Origin of the sequence: Burkholderia sp. Bp9090, from assembly GCF_003857985.1 — a bacterium.
GTDB lineage: Bacteria > Pseudomonadota > Gammaproteobacteria > Burkholderiales > Burkholderiaceae > Burkholderia.
Map to the genome: position 1 here is coordinate 34,298 of NZ_QTPV01000040.1, position 17,631 is coordinate 51,928.

Genomic DNA, 17,631 nt, shown 5'->3' on the forward strand with positions numbered 1-17,631 from the left:
GGCGGCTCCGCCGCGCATCGCGCGCCCCGCGTCCGGCGACACGTGACACGCGGCCGGACGGGCGACGGCACGTCCGCCGCCGTCGGCACCCGGGTTCTGCCGCCCGTCTCGCGACGGCCTGAGCGACGCGGTTCCATGTCAGCTTCCGAGCGCCGCCCACGGGTTCGACGGCGCGGCCGGGCGCGCGGCCGGCGGCACGGCGCGGCCGTCGTCCGGGACGGAAGACACCTGGCCGTCGGGTTTCTCGCCGAGGCTGAGCGTCGCCTCGATCCAGTCGGCGGCGGAGGCGATCACCGGATTGTCGGTGCGCAGCAGCGGCGACGCGCCGCCCAGCGCATCCGCGACGTCCGCCAGCCATGCGATCACGGTCATCCCGGCTTTGCCGCGCCGGACATAGGCGGCAGGCTGGGCCGGCGGCAGCCGCGAAAGCCGGCCGATGCCGGCCACCACGCCCCAGATGTCGCGCGCGGCGAAGCCGTGACGCAGGTCGGCATGGCCGAGGATCGCGAACGCGTCCCTGAGCATGCCGACGATCTCGCCGGCCATGAACGCGGTCACGCCGGTACAGGCAGCGCCGAGATTCTGCGCGAGCGCGCGCGCGGCGTTGCGGACCCGCGCCTGGCGCCCGGGATCCCCGCCCGGGTCGGCACCGGGCGTCTCGTCGAGCTTGTAGAGCGCCTCGCAAAGCACCAGCATGCATTCCTCGAACTGGACGTTGCGCTCGGCATCCGCGGCGGCCGGGCCGTACGCGGTGCCGAACAACCGTGCATAGAACGCCGCGCGCTCGCCGGCCGCGAGCTTCTCGGCGCGGTGACGCCACCAGTTGGCGACCAGCGGCTCCGCGCCGCCGAGATCGACGCCGACGGCGCCGCTCGCCGACAGGCCGGCGAGCGCCTCGACCGCGGGGATCACGCCCGCGGGCTCGAGGTCGGCCGCCAGATAGAGCGACGCGAGCGCCCGCAGCTGCGCCTTGTCGACGCGCGCGGCCACGGGATCGGGAATCGCGATGTCGCCGAGCTCGTCGAGCGCGAACGCGAGGCCGTGCGCGGTCGCGCGCTCGACGAGCCGCTCCCCCGACCGGATGGCCGCCGCGAGCCCGGCATCCGCCGGCGGGACGATGAGCATGCGCGCCATGATTCAGTGCTGCCCGGCCGGCACGCCGGCGGCAGGGGCCGGCTTGTTGGGGTTGTACGGCGTCGAGTTGCCCTGGATCACCGACATCATCTCGGGCGTCGCCATCTTGTCGAGCGGCAGGTAGTCGCTCTTGAAGTTGACGCGGACCTCGCCCGACAGCTTCGCCTTCACCTCGGCCTTCGATTCGCTCGTGTCGTCGAGCGCCGACCCGACGGTGGCCACGTGTTCCTGCTGCCCCTCGAACGCGGCGTCGGCCGAATACGGCGTGTACCAGCTGCCGTAATGGGCATTGAGCGATTCCTTGTATTTCTGGCTCTCGCGGTCGTGCATCGACGCGGTGTAGGTGCGTTTCGCCGTGTCGCTGGCGCGCATGTCGAACACCACCTTGGCGTTGATCGACCCGTCGGTGACGACGATGCGGTTGATGCCGAGCATGACCATCGACGACAGCAGCTGCTGGCGCTGCTTCGCCATCTGCAGGCGCGCCGCGGTGACGAGGCGCAGTTCCGACTTGTCGTCGGACAGGTCGGTCACGGGCGGATCGAGGTTGTAGTTCCGGCTGATCTCGGCCAGCCGCTGCTGCGCGTTGTCGCCCTGCGCCACCAGCCGCGTCGGGGCCGCCGCCGCGGCCGCGCCGGCGCTGTCCGCGTCGAACGCGTCGGCGCCGTCCTGCGCCTGCACCGACAGCACGTCGGGAAACGAATCGGCGAGATAGTCGCGGCCGGCGCCCTCGCTGATGTTGTCGCTCATGAACTGGGCGGTGGTCTTGGCGACATTGGCGATCAGCTCGCCATACGCGCGCATCTGCTCGATCGAGCTTTCGACGATCGCCTGGAACACGTTCTTGATCAGGCCTCCTACGAATTTCGGAAAATCGACCTTCTGCACCATCTGGCCGAACTGCTCGACGCCCTGCTTCACCGCGCCGGCCTGGAAGTCCTTGCCGGCGAAGCCGGGATCCTGCGCGAGCTGGCGCTTGGTCGCGGTGACGGGATCGTCGGCCAGCGCCGCGGCGGCCGGCGCCGGACGCGTCGGCACGAGCGGGTGCGCGAGGCCGGTGGGCGGCAGTTCGCCGTTCGCCTCGCGCTCGGCGATCTCGGCGTGCACGCCGTTCGGGTCGGCCAGGTAGGCGAGCACCCGCACCGTATCGGCGGCGATGCGGCGGCGCTCGTCGTCGGGCAGGTCGAGGAATGACGGAATCGCGGTCAGCAGGCGGCGCACCTCGGGCCGCGTCGCGTCGAACGCGGCGGCGCTCGTGGGCGGCCGCACCGGGTGGAGCGCGTCGGGGGGAGCGGGCAGGCGCATGGCTCAGTTTCCCCTGGCCGCAGCCGGTGCCGGCGCGGCGGCCGGCGCCGCCGCCGGGGCTGAAGCCGCAGCGGGGGCGGACGCTGCCGGCGGCGTTTTCGGACTCGGCAGCACGTTCGGATCGGCCGGCGTCGCGTTGCCGGTGATGGTGGCGATCATCTGCGGCGTCGCCATCTTGTCGAGCGGCAGGTAGTCGCTCTTGAAATTGACGTCGACCGCGCCGGACAGCTGGATCTTCGTCTGCATCGCCGCGTTGCTGGTTTCCGACGCGGCCGTCGACGCGGTGATGATCGGCTTGTTCTCGTATTCGTAGTCGCCCTTCGCGTAGTAGTCGGCGCTGTACTGGCGGCCGTTGTCCTTGTCGTTGCTGGAGTCGTACTTGCCGCCGCGATCGTAGGTGCCCTTGCCGGCGTAGGTCGACTGGACGTTGCCGTCCTTGTCGCGGGCGAGGTCGACCGCGGTGGCGCTGCGTTGCTTTGAAAGCGTGTCCTGCGCGCGCACGTCGTAGATGATCTTCGCGGAGATCTTGCCGTCGGTGACGACGATGCGGTTGATGCCCATCAGCACGATCGACGCCAGCATCTGCTGGCGCTGCTTGGCGAGCTGCATCTTGAAACGGTTGACGATCGCCAGCTCGGAGGCCTCGTCCGACAGGTCGAAGGTATCGCCGTCGCCCATCTGCAGGCGGGCGCGCACGGTCTTCGACGCTTCGTCCGGGTCGACCCCGTCGCGCACCTGCACGCGCGGGCTCGGCGTGTCGCCGCTGTCGTCCATGCCGATCTCGAACAGGTCGGGAAACTGGCCGACCATATGATCGCGCGCCTGGTTCTCCGTCACATGTTCGTCGGCGAACTGGCCGAGCGATTTCGCCACCTGCGCGATCATTTCCTGATACGCCTTCATCTGCTCGATCGAGCTGTGCGTGATCGACTGGAACACGCCGCTGATCAGGCTCGCGACGAAGGTCGGGAACTTGACCTGGTTCAGCAGCTCGCCCGCGACCGCCGCGCCCTCGTGCGCGGCCGCCGCGGTGAATTTGGACTTGCCGATGCTGTCGACGGCCTGGTTGTGCGTCGAGAAATCCGCCTCGTGCGCGGAATGATCCGTGTTGTCGTCGAGCGCGCGCGCCGGCGCGGTGCCCACCCCGCCCGGAATCTCGTGGCCGGCGAACCCTTCGGGCCGCGCGAGGTAATCGGCGATCAACGCGGTGTTGCGCGCGATGTCGCGGCGATCGGCGTCGGGCATCGCGTTGAACGCCTGCGACCGGGTCAACATCTGCGCGACGCCGTGGCGCACTTCGTCGGCGGGCACCGGCGGCGTGTGCCGCGGAGCGGCCGCCGTGGCGCGCGGCGGCGGCGGCGCGATCGGCGTGGAACGGGCAGCTTGCGGGAACATGGCGACCTCGCGGGTAACGCGTGACGAAGCGATTCGGATTCAGTTGGCCTGGGCGGGCGCGTCCACAGGCAGTTCGAACTCGATGGGGCGCAGGTAGAGACTCACGCGTGCCGGGCAGGCCGCGTCCGTGCGCAGGCTGATGATCGAGAAGCGGCCCGGCCAGTGCGCGTCCTCCGGCGTGAACGCGCCCATCCAGCGCTCGAGCGCCTGCAATCCGCGCGGACGCTCGGCGAGCCCCATCGTCAGCAGGCTGAGGAACGCGGGCGGCACGTCGGGGATCGCCGACAGCAGCACGTAGAGCTCGAAATCCGGCCCGTCCGGGCCGAGCCCGAACGCGAGCAGCGCGCCGTGCGGCGGCAGGTCGAAGCGCCCGCCGAGCACCAGCCCCAGGAGCTGCATGATGCCGGGCAGCCGATGGCCGATGCCGAGCGCATCCATGACCGGCTGCAGATCGGCGAGCCGCAGCGCGCGGGTACACGCGAACGTGAGCCGCTGGCCGCCGAGATCGCGCTGGGCCGCCATCGTGGTGAAGAGCGGCTTGAGCCCCGGCACCATCTGCAGCGCGGCCTGGACGATGCCGGCCAGGTCGCGGGGCAGGTTCTCGATCGTGCCGGCGTCGCCGGGCAGCTCGTAGTACACCTTGGACGCATAGAGCCCGTCGCGGTCGTAGCTGGAGCCGAAGAACGCGCCGTAGTCGAGGTTGCCGCCCGGCCGCGCGAAGCCCCGGAACGGCTCGCTCGCCTGGTCGAACCAGTGCAGCGCCTCGCGGCCGATGAAGTCGCGGATCAGCTTGCGCATTTCGCGGGTCGACTCGTCGCGCCGGTCGATCGCCGACGCCTCCGGCGGCAACGGCTCGATCGTGAACCGCAGCTTGCCCGGCTGGCTTTCCGAGAAGCTGGGCTCGAACGGCACCGCCATCGGCATCAGCGCGTTGTCGCGGAACCGCAGATCGTCGGCGCCGTCGCCGAAGGTGCGCAGGAACAGGTCGCGCGACGGCGCGAATGGATCGGCGGTGCCGAGGCTTCGCGCGGCGCTTTTCAGGCGGCGTTCGACCCGGGCGACGACCGGTTCGCGGATTGAGGTCAGGGGCATGGCTCGGCTCCGGCAGGGTTCGAAAATGGCGCAGCGCACGCGACGCCGCTTCAGTGCGGACGGTTCGAGTAGTAGCTCGCGCCGTTGTGCGTGCCGACACCGTAGCCCGCCTTCACCGGCACGCCCGCGCCGAGGCCGATGCCGGCGCCGATGTCGCCGACGCCGTCCAGCATCTCGCGCGCCATCGCCGGGATCGGCACCGGCTTCGAGGTCATCTGCGGCGCCTCGCGCGGCTGCGAGAACTGCTCGATCTGCGTATCGGTGGTCGCGGTATCGGCCAGCCACAGCTCGCACGCATTGACCAGGTCGTAGTCGGTCGGGTCGACGGTCGACTTGTGGTTCGACGAGACGTCCGGATTGGCGATCTGGTCGATGCTGAGCAGCGGGCCGGTCGCCTTGTTGACGCGATCGACGTTGTTGGCCAGCCACGCGGTGATGATCGTGCCGCAGGTCGCGAGCGTGCGATAGCGCGAGCTGGTGCGCGCGCCGCCCAGGTCGTAGGTCGCGACCTGGTCGATCACCTGCCACATGTCCTTCGCGCCGTAGCAGCCGCGGATCTCGGGGTCCTGCAGCAGGTCGATCATGAACTTGACCTGCGACTGGATCTCGCGCGCGGCGTAATGCGCCATGCCGTAGCCGTGCAGCGACAGGTTGCCGGCGAGATCGCGGGCGGCCTTGCGCACCTGCTGGTGGTTGATCGGGTTCGGCACGCTCGCGCGCAGCAGCGAGTCGACCTCGGTCTGTCGCACGAACGACGACACCGACGACACGAAGCGGATCCACAGGTCGTTGAACTCGCGATTGCCGGCCGTGTTCGGATCGCCGCCCGGCACGCCGAGCGTGATGGCCGCGAAGTTCTTGCGCTCCTGCTCGGAGATGCGGTTCGGCGTTTCGCGCCAGTAGCGATAGAGCAGCTTGCCGGCATTGCCCGGGCCGATCGGCAGCGTGCCGTGCTGGAACTGCTCGACGATGCGGTCGACCACCTGGAACACCTTGAGTTCGTCGAACATCGCGGCGACGATCATCGGGCCCATCACGCGCACGTTGTCGGCGACGATGTTCGCGTCTTCCAGATCCTCGAGGTTCGGCAGGTCGATGCCGAGATCGGCGATCGCGTCCTCGCCGCCGATGTTCTGGACGGTGTTCAGCTCCTCGTTGATGCGGCGGCGCAATTGCGGCTCGTCGGCCTGGATCTTGCGGGCCTGCAGGCCGCGCATCACGCGCGCGAATTCGGTGGTGACCACGCCCGGCTGCTCGCCGCCGCGGCCGTCTGGATCGCCCTCGATGCACAGCAGCGCCAGCACCCGCTGCGCGAGCCCACCGTACGAATTGGCTTCGCCCACCGCCGCGAAGAACTGGCGGGTAAAGGCGTTCATCAGCACGTTGTCGCCGTCCGGCACGGTCTTGCCGCCGTCGACCTTCACGGGCGGCGGCGTGGCCCCGTCCACCGCGAGGATGCCCAGCACCAGCGCGACGAGCGTGATCGACACGGCCTCCGGGTCCGAGCCGTTCGCGCCATTGGCGCCATTGGCACCATTGGCGCCGCTCACGTCGCCCGCGTCGAACACGAGCTGGCCGTTGACCTCGGACAGCAACGGCGGATTCACCAGCGACTTGCTGGCGAGCAGTTCGCGGGTGGCGACGAACAGCGGATCGCATACCTGCGGCACGCCGTCGGACGGCTTCGTGTCGTAGACGACCGCGAGGATGGCCTTGCACAGCGCGAGCTGCTCCCGCTCGGCGGCGACCGGCGGCCGCTTCAGCGACTCGAGCCGGTTGACGATATCGACCAGCCCGTCGCGTGCCCGGGTCTCGAGGTCGACGAGGTCGAGGAAGCGGACTTGATTGTTGACATGAAACATTTAACTTCTCCTTGAAATCCGGTCGGTTCGGGGGAGTGAGCGGGATCCCGTGCGCCAGTCAGCCGTCGTCGGCACGGCCGTCCTTGCCCGTGCAACCGTCGTCGCCCGCCGCTTCGTACGCGTCGATGCGGCCGGACAGCGCCTGCAGCGCCGCCGCCGCGTCGAGAATGCCGGCGCCGCAGCCGTCGGCCGCGCCGGGCGCGAACGGGCGCGCGGTGGCGACGACCAGCTCGCGTACCGTCGCGCCGTCGAGCGGATAGGCGCGGCGCTGCGCGTACGCGACGAGCAGCGCCGCGGCGCCCGCGACGAACGGCGCGGCGAAACTGGTGCCGGTCGCGAGCTGATAGGCCTCGATCGCACTCGTCAGCACCCGTTCGCCCGGGGCGCACAGCGCGACGTGCGGGCCGCGCGTCGAGAACGGGGTCGGCCGGCCGTCGTCGCCGACGGCGCCGACCGCGATCACCTGCGGATAGGCGGCGGGCCAGTAGCGGGTCACGGCGCCGTTGTTGCCGCTCGCGGCCACCAGGATGCAGCCGCGCGCGGCGGCGTACGCGACCGTGTCGGCGTGCGGTTTCGGGCGGTTGGCGGCGATCGTCGCGTCGTCGGTGCCGAAGCTCATGTTGATCACCTTCGCGCCAAGGTCGACCGCGAGCTTGAGCGCGCGATCGAGGTCGGCGATCGCGCCGAGTCCGATCGCATGCGCCTTGCCCGGCAGGCGGGCGGCCGCCAGCGCGCGCATCGGCAGGATGCGGCAATCGCCGCCGAGCCCGCGCGGCATCGCCACGCCTTCGGCGGCGATGATGCCCGCGCAGCCCATGCCGTGACCGACGAAGCGGTCCTCGGGAAAATCGCCGCGATGGCCGTGACCGCTCAGCAGCTGCACGCCGGGCGACAAGTCGCCGGGCTCGAGCCGCACCGTATCGGCGCCCGCGCGGAAGGCATGCGCGAATTCGGGATGCTGGCGCGCGATGCCGCTGTCGATCAGACCGACCGTGACACCGCTGTCGCCCGGCTCGATCGCGTGCGCGTCGGCCATGCGCACCAGCGCGCGCGCATCCTGAGTAACCCGCGCGGCCGGCGGCACCGGTGCGAGGCGGCCGGGTGCGTCCATCGGGACCGTCGCCACGTAGTTGGGCGTCACGCTTTCCACGGTCGCGAGCTGGGCGAGCGAATCGCACAGCGCGCCGATCGGCGTGCCCGCCGGCACGCGCAGCAGCAGCGTGCGGGCCATGCCGGTCGTCTGTTCGATCGCGTCGTAGCCGAGGTGCGCGTGCCCGGGCACCCAGCGCCCGGCCGCCGCGCTGAACGGGCGCACGGCGAGAAAGCGGCCGGCGAACGCAACCAGGATGCGGTCGACCGGGCCGCCGTCGATGCATTGCGCGGCGGCCAGCGCGCCGCGCGTCACGTCGCGGATCGACGGCACGTGCTCGGGCGCTTCGCCGAGCGCCAGCTTGACGAGCAGGCTGGTCGGCAGGCTGAACTGACGCTCGCCGGGCGATGCCCACGGCGTGCCGAGTGCATGGATCGTCATGGCCGCGCCTCCTCCTGGCCGGGCACGGCGGCCAGGGTCATGGGCCTGGCCGCGGGCGCCGGCGGCGGCGCGAATGCGCTCAGGTCGAACGCCAGCGCGGCGGCATGGCGGCTCGTCGGCGAGACGGCGAGTTCGCCGGCCCACTGGTCGCGGCCGGGCGCGAGCAGCAGCTCGTCGTCCGCCGATTGCAGCACGGCGACCGGGCGATTGCCGATCCGCACCAGCGGCGCGTGCGTGCCGTTGACGAGATTGCGCCCGATCACGCGCAGCAGCGGCGCCGCATCGGGCTGCGCGTCGGTGGCGGGCGCCACCGGTTCGATCCGCTCGACGCTCGGCGCGGACGCCCGGTCGAGCGCCCGGCGCAGCCGGTCCACGGACAGGTTGGTGACGCGGCCGATCGCATGCACCATGTCGCGCTGCTCGGCCTGCCGAAATTGCCGGACCGTGCGCACGCCGGCCCATTCCAGACGCTTGCGGTCCTCGGCCGAGAGCTCGTCGCCCAGCGCGTCGAGCGGCTGGTCCTTGCTGTCCTCGGATAGCGCGATCGCGTTCTCCTCGATCGCCGGCCGCGTGATGGTCGTGAAGACGAGATGGAAGGTGCTGCTGTCGGTGTCGCCCGGACCGGCGGGACGAATCCACACCTCGCTTTCGACGAATTCGACATGGGCACGCAGATCGAGGTTGACATCCTTGATCGCGAAGGTCAGCGGCAGGTTGAGGTTGCGCGCCTTGATCGCCATCGCCGCCTGCGCGTTGTCGAGCTGGCTCTGCACGGCCTGGATGAAATCCTCGAGGCGCAGGCTGGCGTTGCTGTTCATCGCACCGCTCCGTCGATCGGCACGGCTTCGAGGACGATCGCGAGCCGCGCCGGCTCCGCATCGAAGGCCGTGCGGGTCAGGAACTGCGGCAGGTCGCCGACCAGCTCGATGCCGTCGGCGCCCCATGCAATGCGCAGGTCGAGCGGCAGTTCCATCGCCATCGAGCGCACCCGCAGCCCTTGCGCCGCGCCCGCGGCCAGCTGTCCGGCAACGTCGGCGAACGCGCCCAGCGTCTCGCCCAGCGGCCGCGGCGCGATCATGTGGGTTCTCCTCGTGCGGATGCGGGTGCGGGTGCCGCCGGCGCCGATGAAGCCGATGAAGCCGACGAAGCCGATGAGGCCGACGCGGCCGACGGGGCGGCGGACGCGGCCGGCAGCGCCGGCACGGCGGCGGGCGCCTGCGTCGCGGCGGGAACGGGCGCCGCGAGCGGCGCCGCAGGCTGGGCGGCCGTCGCCGCCGGCGGCGCGATCCGCGCCGGCGGCCGGCTGTGCCGCTCCAGCAGATTGCGCGACGCCTCGTCGACGAAACGGTCGAGCGGCAGCGTCTCCGATGCGAAATTGATGCTCACCTTTCCGGTCAGCGTCGCCTTGAGATCGGTGTCGGTTTGCGCATTGACCGCAACGGTCGAGACCGTGGTGACGACATCGCCCGACGTTCCCCGTCCGCCCCAGGTCGTCTGCCCCGACGACGGGTCGTTCGACGTCGCATACTGCACGGCGGCGCGGTCGCGCGCCTTGGCCTGGAAATTGAGGCTCGCCGCGATCGTCCCGTCCTTGACCACGACCCGCTGCATGCCCAGCAGCACCATCGTCGACAGCGTCGACAACCGGTGCTGCGCGACGCGCTCGCGGGCGCGGGGCAGCACCACCGATTCGAGCGTCTGGGTATCGAACGCGCTGTCGGCCGCGCCGAAATCGGCGAGCCACGCGGGCGCGGGAGCCGCATCGTCGTCGCCGGGCCGGGCCACCGGCGCGAGACGGTAATCGCCGCCGTCCTGCGTCAGCGTCACGTCGTGCGGATACTGCTCGACCAGCCATGCGCGCGCCTGCCCGTCGGTCACGTTCTCCTGCGTGAACTGGTCCAGCGGCTTGGCCACCGCGCCGACCAGGTCGGCGAAACTCTCCACCTGCTTGATCGAGCTGTCGACGATCGCGTCGTAGGTGCCATGCACGAGGCTCGCGACGAAGGTCGGAAAGTCGATCGCATCGGCCAGCGCCGCCGCACGCCGGCCGATGGCGTCCGTCGCCTTCTCCTTCGGAGGCGCCGACCCGCCCGGGGCCGCGGGCACCGCGCCGTCGGCCGGCATCGCTTGCGGCAATGCGCCGTCCTGCCTGCCCGGGTCGCCCGATCCGGACCCGTCGACGATCTCGCGGCCGAACGCGTCGCGAGCAAGAGCCACCGCGGGCGTGAGCGCGCCGCGGGGTGGCGGAGGGGGAATGTGGCGGGCCATCGCGCGTGTCCCTCGGGGTCAGGCGGGTTGCAGTTCGCGCGGCGCCGGCTGCGTGCCGCTTGCCGGAAGCGGCGGCGCGCCGTCGGCGCCGTGCACGATCTGGAAGCGGCCGTCGCCGTTCAGCGTCACCTCCGTCACGCCAACCTGGTCCTCCTCGCCGGCATGCCGGAACGTGGTGGCGATGCGCAGCTTGACGCTCGCCCGTTCGGGGGTGCCGGAACCGCGGCCGATATCCGCGCGCACGAACGCGCTCCAGCCGTCGAGCATCTGCCCGTGGTCCGCGGCAATCGTCACGTCGCCGACCGCGCCGCCCTGCCACGCCCAGTCGATCGACACCGGCGCCGACGTGCGGCCGCTCGGCCCGTCGATATACGGCCAGTCGTCGAGGGTGATGCGTTGGCCGGCCATGCGCGGCTGCCCGGCGCCGCCCGCCAGCGCGTTGGCGGGCTGGACCAGCCCGGCGAGCTGCGCGAGATCGTAGCTGCGCCCGTCGCGGCTCTCGGTGCGCCGGGTCAGGCTCACGCCGAAGCCGAACTCGCCGCCCGCTGCCGGCGGCTCGACGCCGAGCGCGTAGCCCGCGCCCGCCGCGCTGCCGCGATTGATCGTGTGGCCGAACGTGCCGCCCGAATGCATCAGCTGGATCACGCCGATGCCGGCCGCCGCCTCGTATTCCGACACGAAATCCTCGTAGGTCATGATGTAGCGGCTGCCGGTCGAGTGGGTCGGCGGCACGGTCCGTGCGCCGGGATGGCCCGGCGTGCCGACCACGCGGTCCAGCGGATCGGTGATCCGCACGAAATACGCGTCGCCGCTGCGATACATGCCCGTCACCACCACCGCATGGAAGAAGTTGACCGGCGCGCGCACGACTTCGGCGACCCAGATCGGCCCGTTCGCTTCCAGCAGCCGCCGAAAGCCTTCGGGCGCGAAGCACGCATTGGGTTCGACCGTGAGCGTCGACACCCCGGCGAACCCCGCCACCTCGGCCGGCGCCAGGCCATCGCGCATCTGGCGCTCGAGGCTGATGCAGCGCGCGAGCAGCGTCGGGTCGACGCTCTGGTTGTCGCGCCAGCCGATCACCATCGACGCGGCCGTCGCCCAGCAGCCCATGTCGGTGGGCTGCGGGGTCAGTTGCACCTCGTCCCAGTTCACCGACCAGTCGTCGGCGCCCAGCGCGCGCGCGGCGCCCGCGGCGACCGACAGCGCCTGGCTCGTGCCGAAGAAGCCGCGGCTCGGGATCGGCGCCTTCAGATGGCCGACATACGCGAGCGTTCCGGGGGCCATCGTGCCGGTCGACAGGCTGGCGAGATCGCCCGGCGGCACCCAGTGCGGCGGCACGCTGACGATCGGCCTGCCCGCGTCCTGGAACGACTGGGCGACCAGCTGCGAGCAGAAGAAGTTGTCGGTGTCGGCGCCTTCGCCGAGCTCGATGCGGCCGACGAAGCGGCGGCAGCGCTCCGCCGCGTCGCCCGACAGCAGGTCGCACGCGTGGCGGTCGATCAGGTAGCTGCCGCAGCGGACCAGCCCGACGTAGTTGAAACCGCGATCGAGGTAGCGCGCGGCGGCATCGGCAACCTGCTGCCGCTGCGTATCGGTCAGGCCCGGCACCCGGAACGCGACCGCGAGGCGCGCGTCGGCCAGCGCGTCCGCGAGCGGGCGCAACTGGACCCCGCCGGGAATCGCCTCGATCACCTGCCCGCCCTGGCCGACGTAGAGCATCGCGTGGCTGACCTCCGCCCCCGAGCCGGCACGAATGACGCCGGAGCCGGGATTGCCGGTGGTGCTGAGAATGATGTCGCCGATCTCCAGCGCGTCGGTGCCGATCGACAGGCCGCCGACGCCGGGATCGAGCGGAATGTCGTCGCCGAGGCCGCTCGCGGCGAGCCCCAGCGCCTGGCCGGCCGCCTGCGGCTGGCAGGTACGGCTGGTGACCAGCCGCATGAAGTAGTCCCAGTCCCAGTTGCCGTCGGGGCACGCGGTATGGCCGGTCGAGGTGTCGGCCTCGCGATGGCCCATGATCGTCGTGCGATTGATCGGCAGCTGATACTTGTCGCACAGCGACGCGACCAGCGCCGCCGAGGTTTCGTACTGGAGCTGGGTCGGCGCCAGCGCATCGAAATGCTGGACGGTGCCGTTGCGACGCGGGTAGTCGGCGCCGCCGCGCTTCACCGCGATGTGTTCGATGCCGATGCTGCGCTGGTTCGAGCCCTTGCAGTGCCACGCCGTGTCGGCCTCGGAGACGAACTGGACGACTTCGCCCTCCTGCCCGACCAGGTAATGCGAACTCACCTTCGACGACGCATTGATGAAGGTATTCACCACCTGCTGGACGGTGGGGACGTCGGCGATGTGGATGATGATGCGGTCGATCGTCTTGCTGCCGCGCCCCTCGTCGAAATTCGGGCTGGCCGCGGTACGCGTGACGAGACTGTTCTCGCGCGCGCCCAGCGCCAGCGCGCTGGCCGTCGCGGACGGCTCGGCGGCCGCATCGTCGTCGCTGTACGGCGGCGTATCGATGCCGTAGGCCTCCGGGTCGGCGCTCAGGCCGCGCGACCACGCGAGCGACGACGACGAGGTGGCGATCGTGCCCGCCGCGGCGCGCGAGACGCCGACGAAGACGCTCACCGGGCTGCCGACGCTGACGCCGGCCGACAGCGTGACGCCGACGAATTCGCCGCGGGCGTTGAACAGCGCCGAGATGCCGCCGGCCGGGGCTTCGCCGACCATCACGCCGACCGTCGTGCCGGTGCCCGCGAAATCGTCGATATGGCCGCGCAGCAGGCTGATCTGGCCGGTGAGGCTCGCCGACACGATGTAGCCGAAGTCGAGTTCGCCCGACACGAAGACGCCGATGTCGTCGCCATTGGCGTCGAAGATGAGGCCGACCGCGCCCGCGCCCCCGGATTCCAGGCCGGCGCCCGCACCCGCGCCGATCGAGACCGACAGGCCGTTGCGCATCGCGACCGGCAGCAGCAGCATCAGCGACGCGGTGGCCGGATTCGCGCTCAGAATCGCGCGCAGCGCGGCCCGCTCGACGGTCGAGAGCTTGCGCGGCCGCGGCCAGGTGAAGCCGCGGCGTTCGCCCGCGAGGCGGAACCCGGCATCGTCGCTCATCCCCTGCGACACGGGTGCCGGTGCGATGGCGGGTGCTGATGCGACGGCGGGTGCTGATGCGACGGCGGATGCCGGTGCGATGGCGGGTGCCGGTGCGATGGCGGGTGCCGATGCGACGGCGGGTGCCGGGCGCGCGGCCGGGGTCGACGCCGGGGCCGGCGCGGCGGGCGTCGCGGCGCCCGGCGTTGCGGCATTGAGCGGCGGAAGCGGGCCGAAGCCGTCGTCGTAGTGAACGTCGTGGTGCGGCGCAACGGGCTCGACGGCCGGCTGCGCCGCGGTGGGAGCGGCGCCCGGTGCGCTCGGCGCCGGCACGGCGGTCGCGCCCGGCCGCGTGGCGTCGCCCGCCCAGTTCAGCAGCGGACTCCTGACGGCGGCGGTGCCGCGCGTCGGGAACACGCGAACCCGGCGCAATCCCCGGTCGCTGAGCCCCGACAGCGACACGTACGGACTGTCGGCATTCGGCAGGACGTCGACCGTCCACGCATCGGCAGCGGGCGACGCCGCGGTGGCGAGGCCGAACCACAGCCGGCTCGCGCCCGCGAAGCGCGCCAGCACGGCAGGCGGCACCATGAACACCGCTTCGCCACGCGGGATCGCCAGCAGGCCGTCCTCGCGGCTGGTATAGAACGTCGACGACGTGCGCCCGTCCTTGCGCGTGAACAGCGCGGGATCGGTGGCGATCACCAGTTCCGCGACGCACGGCGCGTGGCCGACGCGAATCGTGAAGCCCAGCATCGGGAAACGGTCGGTCAGGACCATGCGGTTGGGATGGAGTTGCGCTGCCATGTCGTGTCCTCAGCTCTGGTTTTGATCGGGCTCGTCGTGACGGCCGCCGAGCATCGGCTTGCTGCGCGCATCGATCGCGCGCCGTTCGAATTCCTGCGGGGAAAGCATCGCCAGATCCGGTTCCGGGTCGCCGATGTCGGGGATTTCGTGGTGCGTCGCTTCGAACTGGGCGATCGCGCGCGCCAGCAGTTGGGCGAGCAGCTTCGCGTGCACCGGGCTGATCGCGACGCGGCTCATCAACTGGACGTTGCCGGATTGCGGCTCGACCTGCCCGGCATCGATCAGGAACTCGAACGCGTTGTGCCCGACCTCGAAATAGTTCGCATAACTGGCGAGCAGCGGCCGTGGCTGGCCGGCCGGCTGGGCCGGCTCCGGCGGGGCGTCCTGGCTTGGCTCGATGACGTGCACGACGGCCTCCTTGCATGGCGACGGGCGGTCTGTCCGTTCTGCTTCGCAAGGAGCGGGCCAATGCGGGCGGGCCGGCGCAAGCGCATGATTTTCCGTGGAATTTCCCGGCCGGAGCGGGATTCGGGAACGCTGCCGGGCTGTACCATGTGACAGCCCGGCTGTCACACCGATGCAGTGTTGCCGGCGTCCAGGTTGTACTTGGCCAGCTTGCGGTACAGCGTCATGCGCGACCAGTTCATCTGGCGCGCGGCTTCCATCTTGTTCCAGTTGGTCTGGCGCAGTACCGAGACCAGCCGCTCGCGCTCATGCTCGCCGGCCGAAAAATCCTGCAGGAACAGGCGCCGGAATGCCGGCGGCAGGTCGCCCAGCCCGAACGGGCGCCCTTCGGGCGCATCGATGAACAGTGCCTCGACCAGGTTGCGCAACTCGCGCACGTTGCCCGGCCACCGGTAATGCCGCATGCACTCGAGCAGGGCGGGATCGGGCCGCCCCACCCGCATCGCCCGCTGCAGGTTGTGTTCGGCGACGAAGTGATCGACGATCGGCGCGATGTCCTCCGGCCGTTCGCGCAGCGGCGGTATCTCGATGCGCGCGACGTTCAGGCGATAGAACAGGTCGGCACGGAAACGGCGTTCCTCGACCAGGTCCTCCAGGCGTTCGTTGCTCGCCGCCACGATCCGGACGTCGACCGGGCGCCGGCGCTGCGAGCCGACCGGCATCACCGTGCGGTCCTCGAGCAGGCGCAGCAGCTTCGCCTGGACGGCGAGCGGCATCTCGCTGACTTCGTCGAGGAACAGCGTGCCGCCGTCGGCCTCGACGAAGCGGCCGGGAAACGCGTGCTGGGCGCTGGTGAACGCGCCGCGCTCGTGGCCGAACATCTCGGATTCGAACAGGCTGTCGGGCACCGCGGCGCAGTTGACGGCGATGAACGGCTTGTCGGTCCGGGTGCTGAGCCGATGGACGGCGCTGGCGACGCGCTCCTTGCCGGTGCCGGTTTCGCCGGTCACGAGCACCGTCGTATCGGTGCGCGCGACCTTCGCCAGATAGCGGCGCAGGTCGGCCATCGCCGGGCTCGAGCCGTGCAGCCCGAGTGACGTCGCGCCAATGCCTCCGGTCGTGCTCATGCGCGCGCCGCCCGGCTAGCGAACCGTTGACGGATGATGCGCAGCCCCGATGTTCATCGCCACTTCCCCCCCGCTGGATGTTGAGGAACAAGACAACCATCCTCGATGGCGATTGTTGGCACGCGTTTAATTAGTACTGTGATGCGTGTTGAATGGAGAGCCGCGTGTCACGGCGCCGGCCGATAACCAGTGTAGTTTCAATATGGAGATTCGTACAACCTGAGGACGGCCGATGTTTGCACGCAACCGGCCGGCCGCCGGTGCGCGGGCGGATCGATCGACTCGGGCATGCCCGGGCGCAATGGCGAATGTGTCATTTCATGCACGTTCATCGAATCGTCCGCAATCAGCATCACGAACGAATGGCCGGGCGCGGCATTGGAGAATGCGTATCGTTCACGCGGCACGCGCAGGGACTTCGCGAGCGGCGGTCGAGGCGGTCGCGCGCGGGGGGCGAGCGCGGCGATGGGCCGTCCGCGCACCGGCTCGCGGGCTGAGCCCCGCGCGTCACGCGCACCCGCGCATCCCGCGCATCCCGCGCATCCCGCTCATCCCGCTCGTCCCGCGCAATCCGCTCGTCACGCTCGTCACGCTCGTCACGCCCGTCACGCTCGTCACGCTCGTCACGACGGCGCGGATTCGCCCTCGCGCAGCGTGATGCCCGTCCACGCGCCGCTTGCGGCCAGTTCGCCGATCAGCTCGACGATCGTCTGCCGCACGGCGAGCGCGGCGGAATTGACGGGAGACGTGTTCGACCAGCACAGGCTCGCGGGCCGGCGGATCTCCGGCTCGACGATCCGGCGCATCTTCGGCCGGCTGGACGGCTCGCGCGACGCCAGCGCGGACGCCGGCAGGATCGTGCACGCGAGGCCCGACTGCGCGAGCGAGATCATGGTCGGCAGCGAGTCGATATCCGCGATGATGTTGAGCGGCACCTCCTCGCGCGCGAACGTGCGTTCGAGCAGCAGGCGCAGCCCGTTCTGCACGCCCGGCGCGACGAGCGGCACGCCGGCGAGCGACGTGAGCGGGCAGGTTCGCGCGCGCGACGCCACCGCGCCGCCCGGCTCGCCGAGCAGATACAGCACCTCGTCGAACAGCGGCATCGCGGTGATGCCGGTCGTGTTGGATTCGCGGAACAGGATCGCGAGGTCGAGCCGCCCGTTCGCCAGCAGCTCGTTGATGAAGCCGCTCATGCTCTCGATGTACTGCAGCCGGATGCCCGGATAACGCGCCCTCACGCGCTCGAACAGCGGCACCGCGAGGATCGACGTCATCGTGGTCGGGAAACCCACCGCGACCGTGCCCGACTCGCTGCCCGCGCCTTCCCGCACTTCCTGGCGCAGCTGCTCCATCTGCCGGAGCACGAGCCGCGCATGGCGGTACAGCGCCTGCCCGGCCGCGGTCGGCTTCACGCCCTGCGGGCTGCGCACCAGCAGCGTGACGCCGATGTCGCCCTCGAGCTTCGCGATCTGCTGGCTCAGCGACGGCTGCGCGACGAACAGCTTTTCGGCCGCCTTCCCGAGGCTCCCGTATTCCACGATGCTGACGAAGTAACGGAGCTGGCGGATGTCCATGGCGGTTCGTTCGATGCGAAAGCCATAGGATACCCCTA

Annotated in this window: 13 protein-coding genes; all 13 read right to left on the bottom strand. The window is 70.9% G+C overall.

What is annotated here, in order from left to right; all coding sequences use genetic code 11:
• Positions 1-138: 138 nt before the first annotated feature.
• The 13 genes from DIE16_RS28065 to DIE16_RS28135 all read right to left on the bottom strand — a co-directional run bounded on the left by DIE16_RS28065 (position 139) and on the right by DIE16_RS28135 (position 17,593).
• Complete coding sequence (locus DIE16_RS28065; protein ID WP_124893838.1) at positions 139-1,134, bottom strand: hypothetical protein; 996 nt, start codon at positions 1,132-1,134, stop codon at positions 139-141.
• Positions 1,135-1,137: 3 nt separating this feature from the next.
• Positions 1,138-2,439 (bottom strand): hypothetical protein, encoded by a 1,302-nt coding sequence (locus tag DIE16_RS28070; RefSeq protein ID WP_124570979.1) that lies wholly within the window; start codon positions 2,437-2,439, stop codon positions 1,138-1,140.
• Positions 2,440-2,442: 3 nt separating this feature from the next.
• Positions 2,443-3,834, bottom strand: coding sequence for a hypothetical protein (locus DIE16_RS28075; RefSeq protein ID WP_260434455.1), 1,392 nt, complete (start codon positions 3,832-3,834; stop codon positions 2,443-2,445).
• Positions 3,835-3,873: 39 nt separating this feature from the next.
• The gene (locus DIE16_RS28080; RefSeq protein ID WP_124487344.1) at positions 3,874-4,926 is read right to left on the bottom strand and encodes a hypothetical protein; all 1,053 of its coding nucleotides are present in this window, start codon (positions 4,924-4,926) and stop codon (positions 3,874-3,876) included.
• Positions 4,927-4,976: 50 nt separating this feature from the next.
• On the bottom strand, positions 4,977-6,788 hold the full coding sequence (locus DIE16_RS28085) for a hypothetical protein (protein WP_124519907.1): 1,812 nt from the start codon (positions 6,786-6,788) through the stop codon (positions 4,977-4,979).
• A gap of 58 nt (positions 6,789-6,846) precedes the next feature.
• Positions 6,847-8,319 carry a S8 family serine peptidase gene (locus DIE16_RS28090; protein WP_124893839.1) on the bottom strand — a complete coding sequence of 491 codons (1,473 nt, stop codon included), beginning with the start codon at positions 8,317-8,319 and terminating at the stop codon, positions 6,847-6,849.
• Complete coding sequence (locus DIE16_RS28095) at positions 8,316-9,092, bottom strand: hypothetical protein (protein ID WP_260434456.1); 777 nt, start codon at positions 9,090-9,092, stop codon at positions 8,316-8,318. Before DIE16_RS28095 ends, DIE16_RS28090 begins: the two co-directional genes overlap by 4 nt.
• Positions 9,093-9,133: 41 nt before the next feature.
• Positions 9,134-9,397, bottom strand: coding sequence for a hypothetical protein (locus DIE16_RS28100; RefSeq protein ID WP_124646133.1), 264 nt, complete (start codon positions 9,395-9,397; stop codon positions 9,134-9,136).
• Positions 9,394-10,536 carry a hypothetical protein gene (locus DIE16_RS36770; RefSeq protein ID WP_185735526.1) on the bottom strand — a complete coding sequence of 381 codons (1,143 nt, stop codon included), beginning with the start codon at positions 10,534-10,536 and terminating at the stop codon, positions 9,394-9,396. The genes DIE16_RS28100 and DIE16_RS36770 overlap by 4 nt, the downstream gene beginning before the upstream one ends.
• A 69-nt stretch (positions 10,537-10,605) precedes the next feature.
• On the bottom strand, positions 10,606-14,487 hold the full coding sequence (locus DIE16_RS28110; protein WP_260434457.1) for an N-acetylmuramoyl-L-alanine amidase: 3,882 nt from the start codon (positions 14,485-14,487) through the stop codon (positions 10,606-10,608).
• A 9-nt stretch (positions 14,488-14,496) separates the two neighbouring features.
• Positions 14,497-14,895: a DUF3467 domain-containing protein gene (locus DIE16_RS28120; protein ID WP_124487349.1), complete on the bottom strand. Its 399-nt coding sequence runs from the start codon at positions 14,893-14,895 to the stop codon at positions 14,497-14,499.
• 161 nt (positions 14,896-15,056) lie between these two features.
• Positions 15,057-16,019: a sigma-54-dependent Fis family transcriptional regulator gene (locus DIE16_RS28125; protein WP_124893841.1), complete on the bottom strand. Its 963-nt coding sequence runs from the start codon at positions 16,017-16,019 to the stop codon at positions 15,057-15,059.
• 623 nt (positions 16,020-16,642) lie between these two features.
• Complete coding sequence (locus DIE16_RS28135; RefSeq protein ID WP_124893843.1) at positions 16,643-17,593, bottom strand: LysR substrate-binding domain-containing protein; 951 nt, start codon at positions 17,591-17,593, stop codon at positions 16,643-16,645.
• Positions 17,594-17,631: the final 38 nt, after the last annotated feature.